Raw genomic sequence first — 18,148 nt, 5'->3', positions numbered from 1 at the left:
CACCGGGTCCTGCCCTCCGCTAAGCAGCGGGTCTTACGGTCCCTCCGCAGGCGTTTAGGCTCTCCGCCCGTCCGGCGGCGAGGATGTTCCTGGCGGCGTTGACGTCGCGGTCGTGGACCTGCCCGCACGGGCAGGTCCATTCCCGGACGTTGAGCGGCATGGACTCGGCCACGGCCCCGCACGCCGAGCACAGCTTCGAGCTGGGAAACCAGCGGCCGACCTTGACCAGGATCCGGCCGTGCCGGGCGGCCTTGTAGGCGAGCATCGCCGTGAACCGTGCCCATCCGGCGTCGTGCACGGACTTGGCCAGCCGGGTACGGGCCAGGCCCTTCACGGACAGGTCCTCCACCATCACCGCTTGGTTCTCGCGGATGATCGCCGTGGAGAGCTTGTGCGTGAAGTCCCGGCGCGCGTCGGCCACCCTGGCGTGCGCGCGGGCGACCTTCACGACGGCCTTCTTACGGTTGTTCGACCCCTTCGCCTTCCGGCTGAGGTCCTTCTGCGCCTTCTTCAGGCGGCGTTCGGCGCGGCGCAGAAACCTCGGGTTGTCGATCTTCCGGCCGTCCGACATCACCGCGAAATGCGACAGGCCCAGATCGATACCCACCTCGGACGCCGTCTCCGGCAGCGGCTCCTGGCCGGCCTCGACGACGAACGACGCGAAGTACCTCCCGGCGGCGTCCTTGACGACGGTCACGCTGGACGGGGCCGACGGCAGGTCCCGTGACCAGCGGACCGGCACGTCCCCGATCTTCGGCAGCCGCAGCTTCCCGCCTACCGTGACCTGAAATCGGGCGTTCTTCGCGAACCGGATCGCCTGCCGGTTGTCCTTGCGAGACCGGAACCGGGGCGGGGCGACCTTCGGCCCTTTCCGCTTGCCGGTGAGGGAGGCGAAGAAGTTGCGGTAGGCGGTGTTCAGGTCCGCCAACGCCTGCTGCAACACCACGGCGGACACCTCGCCCAGCCAGGAACGCTCCGGCGTCCGCTTCGCCTGGGTGATGACCCGCTTGGACAGGTCGGCGTCCGAGATGTACGGCTGTCCGTTCGCGTGGGCTTCCCGCCGTGCGCGCAGCCCGTCGTTGTACACCGTCCGCGCGCACCCGAACGCCCGCGCCAGCGCTTGGCGCTGACCGGCGGTCGGGTAGAGGCGGAAGTTGTAACGAAGCTGCACGGCATGATCCTATCATTGGTTTATGGCCGAGTATGGAGACATCAGAACCGGCAGGCACTGTGTTTTCGTCCTACACGCTCACTTGGTTTTCGTGACCAAGTTCCGGCATCGGGTGTTCGATGGCCCTCACCTGGAACGCATGGAGCAGATCATGCGGGAGGTGTGCGCGGACTTCGAGTGCGAGCTGACCGAGTTCAACGGCGAGAGCAACCACGTCCACCTGCTGGTGAACTTCCCGCCGAAGGTCGCGCTGTCCCGCCTGGTCAACTCGCTGAAAGGGGTGTCCTCCCGGCGGCTGCGCACCGAGTTCCCCGAGCTGGCCCGCCACTACTACCGGGCGAACAAGCTGTGGTCGGGTTCCTACTTCGCCGGGTCGGTGGGCGACGCACCGATCGGCGTCCTGCGCCAGTACATCGAGCGGCAGAACCGCCCGGTCTGAGCCGGGTGGACGCCGGATCGCCTAGGGCGATCCGGCTTTCCCTGTCCCGCTACGCGCTTCACCCCCGGCCTGAAGGCCGGAGCACTGCGGACGATCTTGGTAGCCGCACACCCCGGGTCTATCGGCGGCCGGTCTCGGCGTATCCGAAACCAATTCGGATCGGGTCTACCGGTGGGCGTCCCGCTGGTCTGTAATGACAGCGTGACTCCCACCTCCGGCCTCACCTGGGGCCAGCGGTTCGGCTACGGCGTCGGCTCGCTGTGCACGGGCACCTTCTCCGTCGTCCCGGGACTGCTGCTGCTGTACTACATGACCAACGTGCTGGCGGTGCCCGCGTTCCTCGCCGGCGTGGTGGTCTTCGCGCCGAAGGTGTGGGATCTGGCGTTCAGCCCGCTCGTCGGCCAGTGGTCGGACCGCACCGTCTCGCGCCTCGGCCCGCGCCGCCCCTGGCTGCTCGCGGGCGCGGGCCTGCTGCCGGTCACGTTCGCGCTCACGTTCATCGGGCCGCCGCTCACCGGCGTCCCGGCCGCGATCTTCGTGGGGGTGGCGTTTCTGCTCGCCTCCAGCGCGTACGTGGTCTTCGAGGTGCCGTTCAAGGCGATGCCCGCCGAGATGGCAGGCGACTACCACGAGCGCACCACGCTGATCCAGTGGCGCATGGTGTTCGTGGCCGTGGCGCTGGCGGTCAGCGGCATCCTCGCCCCCGGGATCGCCGGGCAGACCCTGGACGGCTACCGCACGATGGGCGTGGTCTTCGCCGCTTTGATGCTCGTCGCCATGCTCGTGCCCTACTTCAGCACCGCCCGCGCGCCGATGACGATCGACGCCGAGGCCAAGGGCACGCTGCGCGAGCAGCTCGCCGCCGCCAGGAGCAGCAAGCCGTACATGTGGCTGCTCGGGCTGAGTTGTGCGCAGATGCTGGCCGCCGGGGTAATGCTGGCAGGCTCGCCGTACTTCGCCGCATACACGCTGAACGATCCCGGTGCGACCAGCACGCTCTTCGCGGCGCTGGTCGGGCCGCTGCTCGTCACCATGCCGCTGTGGGTATGGCTCTCGCGCCGCCTGGACAAAAAGGGCGCGATGCTCCTGTCCTCGGCCATGTTCCTCACCGCGTCGCTGGCCCTGCTCGCCACGCCGGCCCTCGGGGCGCTGTACGCGCACCTGTGCGTAGTGATCATCGGGCTCGGCTACGCCGGGCTGCAACTGCTGCAGTTCTCCATGCTCGCCGACGTGATCGCACACGACGCGGCGATCTCCGGCAGCCGCCGCGGGGGCATGTTCACCGGCCTGTGGACCGCCGCGGAGAACGCGGTGCAGTCGCTCGGCGCGCTCGTGTTCGGCGTGGTGATCGGCATCGGCGGCTTCATCTCCTCCGACCCCGCCACCCCCATCACCCAGCCCGGCGGCGCGCTCACCGCGATCGTGATCGGCACCTCGATCGTGCCCGCCGTCGTCATGGTCACGGCCATTTGGATGACCCTTCAGTACGATCTGACGGAAGACGGAATCGCCGCCGCGCAGCAACCTGCGGAAACGGCGGCGCCGACCGAAACCTGACAGGGGCCGCCTATGCCAGTCAGAACCCGCACCAGCCTCGTCCATCAGATCCGCTACGCCGTACGCAACCCGCAAAAGATCTCGCCACACCTGCGGCGGCTCGCCCGCGACACCTGGCTGCGCCTGCGCACCGCCGACCACGTCAGCTACTACCGGGCCGTCATGAAGTCCGACACGGCCCGCGACCCCAAGAAGGCCGTCGGCAGCGCCTCACACAAACGGTGGGTGGCCCTCGGCCAGATGCAGTTCGACTACCTGGTCGGACACGGCCTGCAACCCGCGCACCGCATGCTGGAGATCGGCTGCGGCAACCTGCGGGCCGGCCGACTGTTCATCGACTACCTGGAGCCGGGCAACTACTACGGCATCGACATCTCGCCCGACATCCTGATCTCCGCCCAGGACACCCTGACCGAATACGACCTCGCCGCCAAGCTGCCCTACCTGACGCCCGTACGCGACCTGCGCTTCGCCTTCCTGCCGGACCGCCACTTCGACGTCGTACACGCGCACAGCGTCTTCTCGCACTCGCCCATCGAGGTGATTGAGGAGTGCTTCGCGCACGTCGGCCTCATGAAGCCCGACGGCTGGTTCGACTTCACCTTCGACCGCACCGAGGGCAAGGAACACCACGTCCTACGCGAAGACTTCTACTACCGCACCGAGACCCTCATCGCGCTCGCCGCCAGGCACGGCCTACGGGCAACCTTCATGGACGACTGGGAACGACTCCCACACAAACAGTCCAAAATTCGCATCACGCTTCCCGCAGGCTGATCCCCGGCCGTCACGTCAGGCGGCGGGCCAGGGGGAACGCGTGCCGGGAGCGGTCAGCAGCGCCTCGCAGTGGTCGAGCCAGCGCTGCTCGGCCTCGGCCTGGAAGATCAGGGAGTCGAGCACCAACTGATGCGCCCTCCCCCGGCCCTCCGCATCCTGTGTGTCCTCCCCAACCCGTTCGCCCGGCTCGCCCGCCACCCCGGCACCCCCGGCCCCCGCGTGGTGCGCACGCTTGGCCGCCGTACCTCCGGCCGCGACGCGTTTGGCCCTGGTGAGCTGCTGCATGCGGCGCATGGTCGCGGTGCGCTGCGCCTGGATGATGCGCCGCACGTCGACGCCGGGCGCCGTGACCGCCAGGGCGAGCTTGATGACCAGCTCGTCCCGGGGCCGATCCGCCTGGGCGACGGGCGTGGCGAACCAACGCGTCAGCTCCGACCGCCCGGCCTCGGTGATCGAGTAGACGACGCGCCCCTGCCCATCCTGCTCGCCGGGGGCCACCAGACCGTCCCGCTCCATCCGCGACAGCGTCGTGTAGACCTGCCCGATGTTCAACGGCCAGGTACCCCCGATGGACGCTTCGAACTCGACGCGAAGCTGGTATCCATACCGCGGCCCCCGGCTCAAAAGGGCAAGCAGACCGTGCCTGATCGACATGGATACCGAGTATGCATGCCCAGTATGCCCGCGCAACAGAATGGCCCGAGATTTGCGTAATCTGGACACGCGAGTCACTGGGGACCGATACTCCAGTACATGGGCTCGACGCATCCTCCTGTTCGCGCGTCCGATGGGGACCGCGAGCGTGCGATCAACGAGCTCCGCGACCGCGCAGTCGAGGGACACCTCTCACACGAGACGTTCCTGGGCCGAATCGATCAGGCCCTCCAGGCGCGCAACCGCGGCGAGCTGGACGAGTTGGTCTCCGATCTACCGCCACGCGGCCGCTGGCGCCGCAAACTGACCGACGCCGTCGCCTCGCTGTCCGACCTCACCACCCGCATCGAGACCGCCTGGCGCCGCCCCCGCCTGCCCCGCCTCGCCCTCCCCGCCGACTCCCGCACCCGCTACGTCGTCGGCCGCGGCTCCGCCTGCGACCTGGTCCTGTCCGACCTCACCGTCTCCCGCGTCCACGCCGAACTCCGCCGCGACGAAGGCGACGACTGGCTCGTCGTCGACCTCGGCTCCCTCAACGGCACCCGCCTCAACGGCTGGCGCCTGGTCGGCCCCGCCCGCGTCCGCCCCGGCGACGAGGTCTCCTTCGGCGACTGCGCCTTCCTGATCTCCCTACCGGTCTGAACCCGCCCCGGCCTCTCCCATCAGCACGCGGCGATGGTCCTGCCGGGTGACCGCGGGCGGTTTCAGACGTTCAAGCGTCCTTCCTTCAGGCTGGCCACAAACGAACGGAAGCCATCCGTCGACAGCGTCAGGTGACCAGCTCCAGGGGCCTTGGAATCACGAATCAGAATGCTGTTCGCGATGCGACCCACCTCGACACAGTTACCGCCGTTCGCGGTGCTGCTTGACGCCTTGCGCCACGTTACTGACACGTCATCCACTGCTCGGCCACCTTTTTGATTAATTCGATCGAGTCGTTCCTCGGTAGGGCAGCGGCTCTGAGGACGTCGAACATGCGTCGCAGCCGGACGATGTCATCGACGTCCTCAAGTACCTGCCCACTCAGGGCATTGTCTACGTATGCGATACCATCTCCCGCACCCCAACTCAATAGTACGAAAGGCCCGATCAGGGCGGCACACTCTGCCGCATGGTTGGGGATGATCTGAACGATCACGTTGTCACGCTCGGCCATGTCGGCTATGTGCAGCAATTGATCACGCATGGCTGCCGGGCCTCCGATTTGGTATCCCAGGGCGCTTTCGGGGATTAGGGATACGACCATCGGAGGATCCTCCTTGGCCAAGATCTGCTGACGCTTCATACGGGCACCGACCATCTCATCGATGTCTTCGAAAAGACTGGCCGCACTAAAGCACTGCACGCGCATAGTCCTCGGTCTGCAACAAACCGGGCACGATAGCCACTTCGCAAGACCACAACGATGTGGCTCGTGCTTCAGCCGCAGATTTTCGGCACACAGGGACTTCTCGCCGCTGTTCGGAACGATCTCGTCAATACGGCGACTCCGCTGGAATGGCTCGGTGAGTGGACGGCTCCCAAGCCCGCACGAGAGACTCCGATACCACGACATTCTTCGCGACGGGTACGGCTCCGCACGGTCAGACAGCGAGCGCTGTCACTTCACGGTCTCTTTGCTGTGCCTGGCCACAGGCTATAACAGACAGCCACTCTTTGGAGACCGAAAGTAAACGATGGAGGCGACCAAAATGATCGATCAGCAGCACGCATCACCGACCGCCACCCGCCCGGCCGCGACGGTGGCACACGACGGCGGCGGCCACGCCTGCTCCCGCGCGGACTGCGACCGCCCGGCCCCGCTGCGAGTGGCCGTACTGTTCCTGGTCTGGTGGAGTTGTTCGCGCCACCTGGACGACCTGCTCGACCTCATCCAGGAGCACGGCTTCGCTGTGACCTACTCGCAGGCGCCCATCAGCCGCTCCACGACGAACCGGTTCTCCTGACTCCGCCCAAGGTCAGTGGTGCGATGGTCGCGCCGGCACCGGCCGCCGTGGGGGGCGTTCCCGCGTGTCCCAGCGAATACTGGCGAGACGGCGTTCGGTGATCGTCAGCAGGTTGAAGACATCGCGGGCCAAGTAGCCGGTCGTACCGCGTTCGACCTGTTTCGCGCTCAGGATTTGGGCCGCGGCCAGTTCTTCGAGCGCCTGACGAGCCGCCGGATGGGAAATCGAAAGGAGCCGCTGAAGGGTCCTCGCCGTCACGAGCGGCACGGCCGGGAGAAGATCGAGGAGACGCGCGACGGCGGAATCAGCGCGCGGAGCACCGCGTAGCCCCTGGGACCGCCGGTGGGCCTGGTGCCGTTGCCGCCACTCATCGCGCAACTCGCTCAGTTCCTCCACGAATCGCGTGGCCTGTTCGGTCGCCGTCCGGGCGGCCGTGAGGAACACCCGCAGCCACTCCTCGACGCCCGCCAACGCTTCGGGAGAATCCGGACTGCCGACATACCGATAGGAGGTCAGTCCCGCCACATAGGTGTCGGACCGGGTGAGCAGGACCAGGCTGATGGGCAGGACCGCGGTCCGGGTGAGCCCACGGCGGGTGAGCACGGTGTGAATGAGGGCACGCCCCACCCGCCCGTTGCCGTCCGTGAACGGGTGAATCGTCTCGAACTGGGCATGCGTCAACGCGGCCTGCACCAGCGGGCCATGCGTCGCGCTGTTCATATACAGCACCAGATCGTCGATCAACCCGGGCACGAACGCCGGGGGCGGCGGCGTGAACTCCGCGTCGAGCGGATGCCAGTCACCGCCCCCCACCCAGTTCTGCACCGTACGGAGGCCATGATGCCGTTCATCCGGCAGCAAGGCCCGGTGCAACGCGAGAACACCATCCGCCGTCAACTCAGGCATCGTCACCAGATCGGTCACCGCCAGGCGCAGCGCCGCGACGTTATTGGCGACCAGTCGCGCCGTATTGCTGAAGCCCCTGACCGCGCTCTCCTCGTCGGCGGCCGCCAACTCCGCCAGCGCGACCTGCTGCGGCGACACCTGAAGCCCTTCGATCCGCGACGACGCGATGGCCTCCGAGCGAAGCAGGAACCTCGCCAGCCCCTCAAGCGCCTGCGCGTCCTGCCGATGCGTCAGCGAACGGACCTGCGTCTCCACCTCGGCGGCCAGTTCGGCGATGCCCTCGCTGAAGATCCAGGGACGCGAGTGAAGAGGGTCAGGAACATACGCCCGGTAGGTGCCACCCCTCCGGTCCCGCTTGCTGGGAGCGTCCCAGGACATCGGCCACTGCGCTTCCACAGACCTGGCCATAGACGCAGTTTCCTTTCACCGAGATGCGCTCGATGTAAGGATAACGCTTATCCTTACATCGACCGAGGCTCCGTGAAAGGTTACGGGACGGCCGACGCAACCACGAGGTGGACGTCTACCCCCAGAAACGACGCCGAGCGGCCGACCGACCGCGAAGCCGTACGAATTGGTATGAACTTGCTGATCTTGGCGGTGTGACAGCCACTAGACTGCCTCGGCCCCCTGCACCCCAGCCCGAGAAGTCAACCGATGCGGACAACGAAGTTCTTCTGGTCGGCGGCAGTGATCCTGTCACTGTGGGAACTGCTGGTCGAGCCGCTGTTCACCGAAGTGGTGATGGTCGCCTGCACCAGCGCCGTGTCGCTGGACTTTCCGCGGCCCGGTCCGGGGGCCCGGTTGGCGAATTCCCTCGGCGATTGGCTCGCCTGGCTTCAGCCCGTACTGCTGGCGCTGGCCGCGGTGTGGGCGATCCGGTCGTCGGCCCGGAGCGGCGTCGCCGCGCCGAGGACGCGTGGCTCTGGGGGCGCCGCCGGGCTGGGGCGGGGTGTCTCCTTGCTTCCCGTGACGCTGGGGCTGGCGGCCGCCGTGCTGCCCTACGCGCTGACCGAGACCGGGGATTTGCTGACTCCCCCGATGTCCCTGGGGTGGCGGGAGTGCCTGGACGCACAGTTGCCGACGCCGTCCTTCGTGGTGCCGGGCATGATCCTCACCTGGCTGCTCTCCCCCGCCGCCATGGTGCTGCTGGCCGGGATCACGGGTGCGGGAAACCGGCCGCGTTTGACCGATGTGCGGAACACCGCGCTGGCGGTGGCGGTCGTCGTGGCGGCCGTGGTCCTGCCTGACGTGCTGGCCGGGCCTCCGTACAGCGCCGATGGCACGCCGCGCTACGCGGTGGTGGGTTGGGGCCGGTCGTACGTAATCGATCTGGAATCCGGCGAGGCGCTGGATCTGCTGCCCCGGGCGACACAGACCTACGTCCAGTACGACCTCGTCGTCCGTGACGTCGAGCCCGGCCGCTACGTGGCGGCGATCAGCGTCCCGTGGAGCGACCGCTTCCGCCTCTACCGGTTGTCCGTGAACGCCGATGGGCAGGTCACGCTCGGCGAGCGGCTCACGCCCACGCTCAAGGGCACGGTCAACGGTCTGGCCGTCTCCCCCGAGGGGCGCATCGCCTATGGGCGACTGGCGGACGGGGCCGAGTTCGCGGGGACCCTGGAGCGTGAGTGGCCGGTCAACGGCTACCACCTGCAGTGGCTGGACGCCCGGACCCTCCTGCTTCCCGACCACAGGGGCCCGGTCAACACGATGGCCACGCTCGACGTGGACACGGGCGCGATCCGGGAGGTCGCCGCCCCGGCCACGCACGAGCCCAGCCACGCGACCCTGCCCCTGCCCGGCGGGAGGCAGCTTCGCGCGCTCGGCTGGCCGACCCGCACGCTCGCCCTGTACGAGGGCACGCGGCTGATCAAAAACATCCTGACGGTGGACTGCGGTCATATCGAGGCGCTGGCGCTCGCCCCGACCGGCCGCCATGTGATGGTCGGACTCGACCGGGAGGCCGACGAGATGGACAGGTCGCCCATAGCCGGGCTACCGCCGTGCGGCGGTGCCCGCGCGCAACTGCTGCGCCTCGACCTGGAAACCGGCACCACCCAGGTCGTGCCCGGCGAGCAGGACTCCTGGATTCAGGCCTGGTGAGTGCAGGGACCGGATCGCGGGCTGCCGCGCCTACGCGGCTCCGAGAACCGGTGAAACCGTCGGCTTGCGGGGCGAAACCGGCGTGAAGGGGCGGTGAAGTCGGCGGCGGTGAGGCTTTTCTTCGACGCCGGGAGGTACCCGGCGGGGAGAGGAGACGCGTCATGGCGGACCTCACTGCCGTCCGGGCCGACGCACTGGTCAAGGAGTTCGGGGAGTTCCGGGCCGTGGACGGCATCGACCTGGACGTACGGCAGGGCGAGATCTTTGGGGTGCTGGGGCCCAATGGGGCGGGTAAGACCACCATGCTCCGGATGCTTGCCACGCTGCTGCCGATCGACGGGGGGCGTGCGGAGATCTTCGGGGTCGATGTGCGGCGGGAACCGCATCGGGTGCGGCAGTTGGTTGGTGTGACCGGTCAGTACGCCTCGGTGGATGAGGATTTGACCGGTCGGGAGAACCTTTGGCTGTTCGCCCGGCTGCAAGGGCTGAGCAGCGTCCGGGCCAAGAGGGTCGCCGGGGAGTTGCTGGAGCGGTTTGGGCTGGCGGAGGCGGCCGATCGGCCGCTGTCGCAGTTCAGTGGGGGGATGCGCCGTCGTCTGGATCTGGCGTCGAGCCTGATCACCCGGCCGCCGCTGATCTTTCTGGACGAGCCCACGACCGGTCTTGATCCGAGGACCCGGGGGCAGATGTGGGACACCATTCGGGAGTTGGTCTCCGACGGGTCCACGATCCTGCTCACCACCCAGTACCTGGACGAAGCCGACCAGCTCGCCGACCGGGTGGCCGTCATCGACCATGGCCGGAAGGTCGCCGAGGACACCCCGGACGCCCTGAAGAGCCAGGTCGGCGACTCGACCCTGCAGCTTGGGCTCGCGGATGGCGCCGATCTCGCGGTGGCCGCCGGGGTCGTTCGCCGGCTGCTGGGCGAGGAACCGGTGCTGACCCCGGAGGCGGGGCGGATGAACGTTCCCCTTGCCGACCCCGGCCGGGCGGCGGACGTTCTGATCGGCCTGCGTGAGGCGGGGGTCGGCATCTCCTCGGTGAGCGTCGCCAAGCCGACGCTGGACGAGGTCTTCCTGGTGCTGACCGGACACGGTACCGACGACGAGCCCCGGACGGAGGCTGCCTGATGACCACCACGACCATTCCGACCGCGACCACCCCCGGCCCCCGGCGCATCGACCCGGCGGACCTGGTCGCCCGTACCACTCATCACACCTCGCTCCAGGAGACCCTGGTCCAGACGCTGGCGATGGCGTGGCGCGCGCTGAAGAAGATGCGCCGCAAGCCCGAGCAGTTCTTCGACGTGCTCATCCAGCCGTTGCTGTTCACCGGGATGTTCGCGTTCATCTTCGGGGGCGCGATCTCCGGCAGCGTGTCGGAGTACCTTCCGGTGCTGATCCCCGGCATCCTCGCGCAGACGGCCCTGACCGTCTGCATGGCGACGGGCGTGCAACTGCGCGAGGACATGGACAAGGGGGTCTTCGACCGGTTCAAGTCGCTGCCGATCGCGCGGATCGCCCCGCTCGCCGGGCCGATGGTCGCCGACCTGGTCCGGTACGGCATCGCGTCGGTGCTGACGCTGCTCACCGGCCTGGCCATCGGCTACCGGCCCGGCGGGGGCGTGCTCGGCTGCATCGGCGGCGTCGCCCTCACCGTCGTCGCGGGCTGGTCGCTCGCGTGGATCTTCACCTGGCTGGGCACGATGGCGCGTTCGGCGCAGGGCGTGCAGGGCATCTCAATGATGATCATGTTCCCGCTCACCTTCCTGTCCAACGCCTTCGTCCCCGCCGAGACGCTGCCCGACTGGCTGGAGGCGTTCGTGACGGTGAACCCGGTGTCGCACCTCGTCTCCGCGGTGCGGGCCCTGTTCAACGACGGAGCCGTGACGGCCGAGGTGGGCTGGGCGGTCATCGGCTGCGCGGTCGTCGTCGCGGTCTTCGCCCCGCTGGCGGTCCGCTCGTACTCACGGAAGATGTAGCGGGGAGAACACCCGTTTCAGCACGGCGCGGGTCTCGGCCAGCAGGTCGGAGCCGCGCCGCTCGCCGTACTCGGCCCCGATCCGGGACAACAGCCCGGGGGCGATCCGCTCCGCGTACGCGGACAGCACCGTCCACCGCACCGTCGGGGTGAGCTGGTTGTAGGCGAACCGGTCGGCGAGCACGAGCAGCCGGACCGACTCCTCGACGGGCAGCGCCTTCTTCAGCAGGCCCCACACGCTCAGCCCGGCGAGCGCCAGCCCCGCCGCCGGATAGTCGAGGAACGCCTGCTCCGCGTCGAACAGGGGCATGACACCGGCCCGCACCGCGTCGAAGAACTCCGCCCCCTCGTCGCCCTCGCCGTACTGCGCGAAAGCCGCGAGCGCCAGCAGATCGCCCAGGAAGGCCCATGGTGTGACCAATCCCGGCGTGGTCACGCTGTACCGCCGCCGGAGCAACTCGGCGGTCTCCCGATGCAGCCGCAGCCCTTCGGCGATGTCCCCGTCGACGAGGGCGAGCTGTGCTCTGCACAGCACCGACCACAAGGTCTCGTTGTAGACGCCCTGGGAGGCGAACGCCTCCAGTTCCTCGATCATCCGCGCGCTCTCGTCGCGGCGCCCCTCGATGAGGGCCGCCATGGCGAGGGCGGCGCGGACCTGGACGACGTCGTCATTCGCGCCGAGACGTTCGAGCACAGGGAGCGCCTCGGCGGCGTGCCGGGAGGCGGCGGCGGAGTCGCCGAAGTGCGCGTACATGTCGGCCAGTTGCGTGTGCAGCACCGCCCGCTGCCAGGGACCGCCGTCCTCATCGACGAGCAGGAGCGCCTCCTGGGCCGCCTTGATCGCTCCGGCCGGGTCGCCGGCGTTCTCCCGCTCGTGGGTCAGCAGGTGCAGCGCGGCCCGGCGGACGCGCGGGTCGGCGTCGGCGAGCACCGCGTCGAAGCCGTCCCCGGACTCCGACATCGTGGCGCACCACACGGTCACCAGGGCCCGGATGTCCGGGTTCGGCGAGTCGGCGCCCAGTTCGGCCAGCATCTCGGCCAGCGTGCGGATGTCCTCGATGGGGATGAAGGTGCCGTTGAGCAGCGCGATGCTTATCGCCACCCGGGTGCGGTCGAGGAGCCGGGGCGGCGGCGTCCAGCCGGTGAGCGCGGCGTTGAGGGCCGGGGTGAAGGCGATGCTGCGCGCATGGTATCCGCGGATCGTCCAGTAGCCGCCCAGAGCGCTGAACAGCGACACCACCGCCTCCGGATCGGGGACGGGGTCGGCGAGGGCCTCGCGCAGTATGTCGCTGAGGTTCGTCTCCTCCGCACGCAGCCGGTCCACCGCGTCGAACTGGTCCGGCGAGTACAGCCGGGTGCCGTGCCGGTCGGCGTAGCCGATGGCCCACGCGCGCACGGCGGCCCGTGCCTCGGCCGTCTCGCCCGCCGCCTCCAGGCGCAGCCGGCCGAACTCCCGCACCGTCTCAAGCATGCGGTACCGGACGCCGCCGTCCGTCTCCAGGACGGTGAGCAGGGACTGGTCCACGAGCTCCTCGATGGCGGCGAGGGCGTCGCCACCGACGACCTCCTCCGCCGCGTCGAGGGCGAAGCCGTCCGGGAAGGCCGACAGGCGGCGCAGCGCCCGGCGCTCCCGCTCGGCGAGCAGGTTCCAGGACCAGTGGATCACGGCCAGCAGCGTCTGGTGCCGGGAGTGGGCGCTGCGGTCGCCGCCGCGCAGCAGCGCGAACCGGTCCCCCAGTCGCCGGGCGATCTCCGCAGGGGACATCACCCGCACCTTCGCGGCGGCCAGTTCGATCGCGAGCGGCAGGCCGTCGAGGCGGGCCACGACGGCGCGCGCGTCGTCCTCGTCGAGCCGTACGCCGGGCCGGGCCGCGGTCGCGCGGTCGCGGAACAGTTCGACGGCGTCGTCGAGGCCGAGCTGCGGCAGCGGATAGACGCGTTCGGCGGCGATCGCCAGCGGCGCGCGGGTCGTGGTGAGAACGCGCAACTCCCGCGTTGTCGCGGCCAGATAGGCGACCAGGTCGGCGACCGCCTCCACCAGATGCTCGCAGTTGTCGAGCACGAGCAGCGTCGGGGTGAGGTCGAGCTGCCGGGCGATCCGGGTGCGGACGTCGGCGCGCTGCTCCGGGGTGAGCGTGCGGCGTCCGGTCACCGAGTCGCGGACGCCGAGCGCCGACCCGATCTCGCCGATCAGGTCCTCCGGCGTGGTAACACCGACCAGTTCGACGAAGTGCACCACCGGCTGCGGGGCGTCGCGGGCGACGGCGTGGGCGAGCCGGGTCTTGCCGAGCCCGCCCGGTCCGAGGATCGAGACCACCCGGGACGTGGCGAGCAGCGCCCGCACCTGCCGCAGGTCGTCGTCGCGGCCGAGCAGCGGCGTCGTGTCGAACCGGACGCCCGCGCGCACGGGGTTGTCGAGCGCCAGCAACTCGCGGTGCACCCGCCGCAGCCGCGGCCCGGGGTCGGCGCCGAGCCGGTCGCGCAGGTCCGACCGGTAGCGCTCGTAGCGTTCCAACGCCGCGCCCGACCCGCGCACCGCGGCCTCGCTGCGCAGCAGGTCGGCGAGCAGCCCCTCGTCCTCGGGGTGGACGCGCACCGCGTCCTCGAGCGCGGGCAGCGCGGGCCCGTGGTCGCCGGTCCGGCTCAGCGCCCTGGCGAGTACGGCTCGCGCGGACGCCAGATCGCCCGCCGCGCGCCGCCGTACCTCGGCCAGCGGGCCGTCGCCGTCGGGGGGCAGCGCCCCGTCGCCCAGCGCGAGCGCCTCCCGCGCCGCCTCGGCCGCCGCGGCCGGATCCGCGTCGAGCAGCGCCCGCGCCCGGTCGGCCAGGATGTGCAGCCGCTCGGCGTCGATCCGCTCGGGCGCGACCTCCAGGCGGTAGCCGCCCTCCTCGGTGACCAGCACCCCCGTGCCCACCACGGACCGGGCGCGGGACACCAGAACCTGCAGCGCCTTGACCGGATTGGCCGGTTCGTCGTCCCCCCAGACCTCCGCGACGAGCCGGTCCGGCCCCACCGTACGGCGGGCGAGCGCGAGGGCGGCGAACAACGCCTGGGCGCGCTCCCCGGGCAGCGGCTCACCTCGCCACCGCACGCCGTCGAGCAGGCTCAGGTCGATAGGCATGCCACAAGTCTAAATTCCACCGGAACGCCGACGCCCGGCGAAGATCGTCCGCCGGGCGCCGACACGTGCTGGGAACGGCCGAGAGATCAGTCGTCGGCGTTCTTGAGCCAGCTCATCATGGGGCGCAGCTTGGCCCCGGTCTTCTCGATCGGGTGCTCGGCCAGCTCCTCGCGGTAGCGGCGGAAGTTGGTCTGGCCGCCGTCGAACTCCTTGACCAGCTCGTCGGCGAAGCGGCCGTCCTGGACCTCGTCGAGGATGCGGCGCATCTCCTTCTTGGTCTCGGAGTTGATCAGGCGGCTGCCGCGCGAGTAGCCGCCGTACTCGGCGGTGTCGGAGACCGACCAGTACATCTTGGAGATGCCGCCCTCGTACATGAGATCGACGATGAGCTTCATCTCGTGCAGGCACTCGAAGTAGGCCACCTCGGGCTGGTAGCCGGCCTCGACCAGCGTCTCGAAGCCCGCCTTGATCAGCTCGGAGATGCCGCCGCAGAGCACGGCCTGCTCGCCGAACAGGTCGGTCTCGGTCTCCTCGGTGAAGGTGGTCTTCAGCGCGCCCGCGCGGGTGCCGCCGATGGCCTTGGCGTACGACAGCACCAGCGGCCAGGCGTCGCCGGAGGCGTCGTGCTCGACGGCGACGAGCACGGGCACGCCGCGGCCGGCGGTGAACTGGCGGCGGACCAGGTGGCCGGGGCCCTTCGGGGCGACCATGGCCACGTCCACGCCCTCCGGGGGCTTGATCAGGCCGTAGCGGATGTTGAGGCCGTGGCCGAAGAACAGCGCGTCGCCCTCGACCAGGTTCGGCGCGACGTGCTCGGCGTACAGGTGGCGCTGGATGTGGTCGGGCGCCAGGATCATCACGAGGTCGGCCTCCTCGGCGGCCTCGCCCGGGGTGACCACCCGCAGGCCGTCGTTCTCCGCCTTCTCCCGGCTCTTGGAGCCCTCGGGCAGGCCGACGCGCACGTCCACGCCGGAGTCGCGCAGCGAGAGCGCGTGGGCGTGGCCCTGGCTGCCGTACCCGAGGACGGCCACATGCCGGCCCTGGATGATCGACAGGTCGGCCTGGTCGTCATAGAAGATCTCTGTCACTGTTCCCTCTCTACTGTTCGTGTGGGGTACGGCCGGGCACCATGCATTATGCCGATCGGTCCAGCGCACGCAGCGACCGGTCGGTGATGGAGCGCGCCCCGCGCCCGATCGCCACCATGCCGCTTTGCACCAGTTCCTTGATGCCGTACGGCTCCAGCACCCGGACGAACGCCTCCAGTTTGTCGGAGGTGCCGGTGACCTCGATGGTGACCGCGTCGGTCGCGACGTCCACGCAGCGGGCGCGGAACAGGTTCACCAGCTCCAGCACGTGGGAGCGGCTCTCCGCGTCGGCCCGGACCTTGATCAGCATAAGCTCGCGCTGAACGGACGCGGAAGGATCCAGCTCCACGATCTTCAGCACGTTGACCAGCTTGTTGAGCTGTTTGGTGACCTGCTCAAGCGGCAGATCCTCGACGTTGACCACGATGGTCATGCGGGAGATGTCGTCGTGCTCGGTCGGCCCGACCGCGAGCGAGTCGATGTTGAACCCGCGGCGGCTGAACAGCGAGGCCACCCTCGCCAGTACGCCCGGCCGGTTCTCCACCAGCACCGAGAGCGTGTGCTTGCTCATGTCGCCTATTACTCCTCGGTGTCCCAGACCGGGGCCATGTCCCGGGCGAACTTGATGTCGTCGTTGCTGGTGCCCGCCGCGACCATCGGCCAGACCATCGCGTCCTGGTGGACGACGAAGTCGACGACCACGGGCACGTCGTTGATCTCCATGGCCTTGGCGATGGTGTCGTCCACGTCCTCGGGACGCTCGCACCGCAGGCCGACACAACCGTACGCCTCCGCCAGCTTGACGAAGTCCGGAATCCGGCGGCGGCTCTGCAGGTCGGTGTTGGAGTACCGCTCGTTGTAGAACAGCGTCTGCCACTGGCGGACCATGCCGAGGTTGCCGTTGTTGATGACGGCCACCTTGATCGGCACGCCCTCGATGGCGCAGGTGGCGAGCTCCTGGTTGGTCATCTGGAAGCAGCCGTCGCCGTCGATCGCCCACACGGTCGCGTCCGGCCGCCCCATCTTGGCCCCCATCGCGGCCGGGACGGCGAAGCCCATCGTGCCCGCGCCGCCGGAGTTGATGAAGGTGCCGGGCCGCTCGTAGCCGATGAACTGCGCGGCCCACATCTGGTGCTGGCCGACGCCGGCCACGTAGTACGCGTCCGGCCCGACGATGGCGCTCAGGCGCTCCATGACGTACTGCGGGGCGAGGGAGCCGTCCTCGAACTCGTCGTAGCCCAGCGGATAGGTGGTGCGGTAGCCGTCGAGCACCTTCCACCAGGCCTCGTAGTCGCCGCGGCGGCCCTCGTTGTGCTCGTTGCGCACCGCGTTGACCAGGTCGGTGAGCACCTCGCGGCAGTCGCCGACGATCGGCACGTCCGCGTGCCGGTTCTTGGAGATCTCGGCCGGGTCGATGTCGGCGTGCACGACCTTGGCGTGCGGGGCGAAGCTGGACAGGTCGCCGGTGACGCGGTCGTCGAAGCGGGTGCCCAGGGCGATGATCAGGTCGCTGCGCTGCAGCGCGCCGACGGCGGCGACGCTGCCGTGCATGCCCGGCATGCCCAGGTGCTGGCGGTGGCTGTCGGGGAAGGTGCCGCGCGCCATCAGCGTGGTCACCACGGGGATGCCGGTCAGCTCGGCCAGTTGCCGCAGCTCGGCCGAGGCGCGGGCCTTGTGCACGCCGCCGCCGACGTACAGCACCGGGCGCTCGCACTCCACGATCATGCGGGCCGCCTCGCGGATCTGCTTGGAGTGCGGCTTGGTGACCGGGCGGTAGCCGGGCAGCCGCAGGGTCGGTGGCCAGGAGAACGTCGTGGTGGCCTGCAGCACGTCCTTGGGGATGTCCACCAGGACCGGGCCGGGGCGGCCGGTGGAGGCGATGTGGAACGCCTCGGCGATCGTGCGGGCGATGTCGGACGCGTCGGTCACCAGGAAGTTGTGCTTGGTGATCGGCATGGTGATGCCGGAGATGTCCGCCTCCTGGAAGGCGTCCGTGCCGATCATCGGGGTGGACACCTGGCCGGTGATCGCGACGATCGGCACCGAGTCCATGTACGCGTCGGCGATGGGCGTCACCAGGTTGGTGGCGCCGGGGCCGCTGGTGGCCATGCACACCCCGACCCGGCCGGTGGCCTGCGCGTACCCCTCGGCGGCGTGGCCGGCGCCCTGCTCGTGCCGTACAAGCACGTGCCGGACCTTGGTCGAGTCGTAGAGCGGGTCGTAGGCGGGGAGGACGGCTCCGCCCGGGATCCCGAACACGGTGTCGACTCCGACGTTCTCCAGCGCCCTGACCAGAGCCTGGGCCCCTGTCATCTGTTCGGTCATCGGCTCGTTCCTTGCTGGCTGTGAGGCAAATGTGCCGTTAAGCAGGTAAGTGCTGTGGTAAATGGCCATAAAAAATGC

General features: G+C 69.3%; 18 protein-coding genes. 8 read left to right on the top strand and 10 right to left on the bottom strand.

What is annotated here, in order from left to right; genetic code table 11:
- Positions 1–19 precede the first annotated feature (19 nt).
- The gene (locus AB0K60_RS27830; protein ID WP_364061247.1) at positions 20–1,171 is read right to left on the bottom strand and encodes an RNA-guided endonuclease TnpB family protein; all 1,152 of its coding nucleotides are present in this window, start codon (positions 1,169–1,171) and stop codon (positions 20–22) included.
- A 22-nt stretch (positions 1,172–1,193) separates the two neighbouring features.
- Between AB0K60_RS27830 and tnpA the strand changes: the two genes are divergently transcribed.
- The 3 genes from tnpA (at position 1,194) to AB0K60_RS27815 (ending at position 3,944) form a co-directional block, all read left to right on the top strand.
- Positions 1,194–1,610 carry an IS200/IS605 family transposase gene (gene tnpA / locus AB0K60_RS27825; protein ID WP_364061244.1) on the top strand — a complete coding sequence of 139 codons (417 nt, stop codon included), beginning with the start codon at positions 1,194–1,196 and terminating at the stop codon, positions 1,608–1,610.
- 201 nt (positions 1,611–1,811) lie between these two features.
- A complete protein-coding gene (locus AB0K60_RS27820) occupies positions 1,812–3,167 on the top strand; it encodes an MFS transporter (RefSeq protein ID WP_364061241.1) in 1,356 nt (451 codons plus the stop codon).
- A gap of 12 nt (positions 3,168–3,179) precedes the next feature.
- On the top strand, positions 3,180–3,944 hold the full coding sequence (locus AB0K60_RS27815) for a class I SAM-dependent methyltransferase (protein WP_364061238.1): 765 nt from the start codon (positions 3,180–3,182) through the stop codon (positions 3,942–3,944).
- A 15-nt stretch (positions 3,945–3,959) separates the two neighbouring features.
- On the opposite strand, the gene AB0K60_RS27810 is transcribed toward AB0K60_RS27815, so the two are convergent.
- On the bottom strand, positions 3,960–4,598 hold the full coding sequence (locus AB0K60_RS27810; protein WP_364061235.1) for a PadR family transcriptional regulator: 639 nt from the start codon (positions 4,596–4,598) through the stop codon (positions 3,960–3,962).
- A 99-nt stretch (positions 4,599–4,697) separates the two neighbouring features.
- Between AB0K60_RS27810 and AB0K60_RS27805 the strand changes: the two genes are divergently transcribed.
- The gene (locus AB0K60_RS27805) at positions 4,698–5,240 is read left to right on the top strand and encodes a DUF1707 and FHA domain-containing protein (RefSeq protein WP_364061232.1); all 543 of its coding nucleotides are present in this window, start codon (positions 4,698–4,700) and stop codon (positions 5,238–5,240) included.
- Positions 5,241–5,302: 62 nt separating this feature from the next.
- Here the strand turns inward: AB0K60_RS27805 and AB0K60_RS27800 are convergent, their stop codons facing one another.
- From AB0K60_RS27800 to AB0K60_RS27790, 3 genes are read right to left on the bottom strand one after another with little or no spacing between them, the layout of a single operon-like run.
- Positions 5,303–5,500 carry a DUF397 domain-containing protein gene (locus tag AB0K60_RS27800; RefSeq protein ID WP_364061229.1) on the bottom strand — a complete coding sequence of 66 codons (198 nt, stop codon included), beginning with the start codon at positions 5,498–5,500 and terminating at the stop codon, positions 5,303–5,305.
- The gene (locus AB0K60_RS27795) at positions 5,482–5,949 is read right to left on the bottom strand and encodes a DUF5753 domain-containing protein (RefSeq protein ID WP_364061226.1); all 468 of its coding nucleotides are present in this window, start codon (positions 5,947–5,949) and stop codon (positions 5,482–5,484) included. The genes AB0K60_RS27800 and AB0K60_RS27795 overlap by 19 nt, the downstream gene beginning before the upstream one ends.
- On the bottom strand, positions 5,930–5,986 hold the full coding sequence (locus tag AB0K60_RS27790; protein WP_364061407.1) for a Scr1 family TA system antitoxin-like transcriptional regulator: 57 nt from the start codon (positions 5,984–5,986) through the stop codon (positions 5,930–5,932). The genes AB0K60_RS27795 and AB0K60_RS27790 overlap by 20 nt, the downstream gene beginning before the upstream one ends.
- Before the next feature lie 303 nt (positions 5,987–6,289).
- Between AB0K60_RS27790 and AB0K60_RS27785 the strand changes: the two genes are divergently transcribed.
- Positions 6,290–6,544, top strand: coding sequence for a hypothetical protein (locus AB0K60_RS27785; RefSeq protein ID WP_364061223.1), 255 nt, complete (start codon positions 6,290–6,292; stop codon positions 6,542–6,544).
- A 12-nt stretch (positions 6,545–6,556) separates the two neighbouring features.
- Here AB0K60_RS27785 and AB0K60_RS27780 read toward each other — a convergent pair whose 3' ends face one another.
- A complete protein-coding gene (locus AB0K60_RS27780) occupies positions 6,557–7,858 on the bottom strand; it encodes a Fic family protein (protein ID WP_364061220.1) in 1,302 nt (433 codons plus the stop codon).
- Between the two features lie 249 nt (positions 7,859–8,107).
- On the opposite strand from AB0K60_RS27780, the gene AB0K60_RS27775 reads away from it, so the two are divergent.
- The 3 genes from AB0K60_RS27775 to AB0K60_RS27765 all read left to right on the top strand — a co-directional run bounded on the left by AB0K60_RS27775 (position 8,108) and on the right by AB0K60_RS27765 (position 11,537).
- Positions 8,108–9,556, top strand: a complete 1,449-nt coding sequence (locus AB0K60_RS27775; protein ID WP_364061217.1) for a hypothetical protein — start codon at positions 8,108–8,110, stop codon at positions 9,554–9,556.
- A gap of 161 nt (positions 9,557–9,717) precedes the next feature.
- Positions 9,718–10,686, top strand: coding sequence for an ATP-binding cassette domain-containing protein (locus tag AB0K60_RS27770; RefSeq protein WP_364061214.1), 969 nt, complete (start codon positions 9,718–9,720; stop codon positions 10,684–10,686).
- Complete coding sequence (locus tag AB0K60_RS27765; RefSeq protein WP_364061211.1) at positions 10,686–11,537, top strand: ABC transporter permease; 852 nt, start codon at positions 10,686–10,688, stop codon at positions 11,535–11,537. Before AB0K60_RS27770 ends, AB0K60_RS27765 begins: the two co-directional genes overlap by 1 nt.
- On the opposite strand, the gene AB0K60_RS27760 is transcribed toward AB0K60_RS27765, so the two are convergent.
- The 4 genes from AB0K60_RS27760 to AB0K60_RS27745 form a co-directional block, all read right to left on the bottom strand.
- A complete protein-coding gene (locus tag AB0K60_RS27760; RefSeq protein WP_364061208.1) occupies positions 11,523–14,657 on the bottom strand; it encodes a BTAD domain-containing putative transcriptional regulator in 3,135 nt (1,044 codons plus the stop codon). The genes AB0K60_RS27765 and AB0K60_RS27760 overlap by 15 nt on opposite strands.
- Positions 14,658–14,743: 86 nt before the next feature.
- Positions 14,744–15,736: a ketol-acid reductoisomerase gene (gene ilvC / locus AB0K60_RS27755; protein ID WP_364061406.1), complete on the bottom strand. Its 993-nt coding sequence runs from the start codon at positions 15,734–15,736 to the stop codon at positions 14,744–14,746.
- A gap of 55 nt (positions 15,737–15,791) precedes the next feature.
- Positions 15,792–16,316 (bottom strand): acetolactate synthase small subunit, encoded by a 525-nt coding sequence (gene ilvN, locus AB0K60_RS27750; protein WP_364061205.1) that lies wholly within the window; start codon positions 16,314–16,316, stop codon positions 15,792–15,794.
- Positions 16,317–16,324: 8 nt separating this feature from the next.
- Positions 16,325–18,139, bottom strand: coding sequence for an acetolactate synthase large subunit (locus AB0K60_RS27745; RefSeq protein WP_364061202.1), 1,815 nt, complete (start codon positions 18,137–18,139; stop codon positions 16,325–16,327).
- Positions 18,140–18,148: the final 9 nt, after the last annotated feature.

The organism is Thermopolyspora sp. NPDC052614 (genome assembly GCF_040678635.1).
Lineage (GTDB): Bacteria > Actinomycetota > Actinomycetes > Streptosporangiales > Streptosporangiaceae > Thermopolyspora.
Note: the sequence above shows the minus strand (reverse complement) of the source record. Positions and strands in the feature narration are given on the sequence as shown.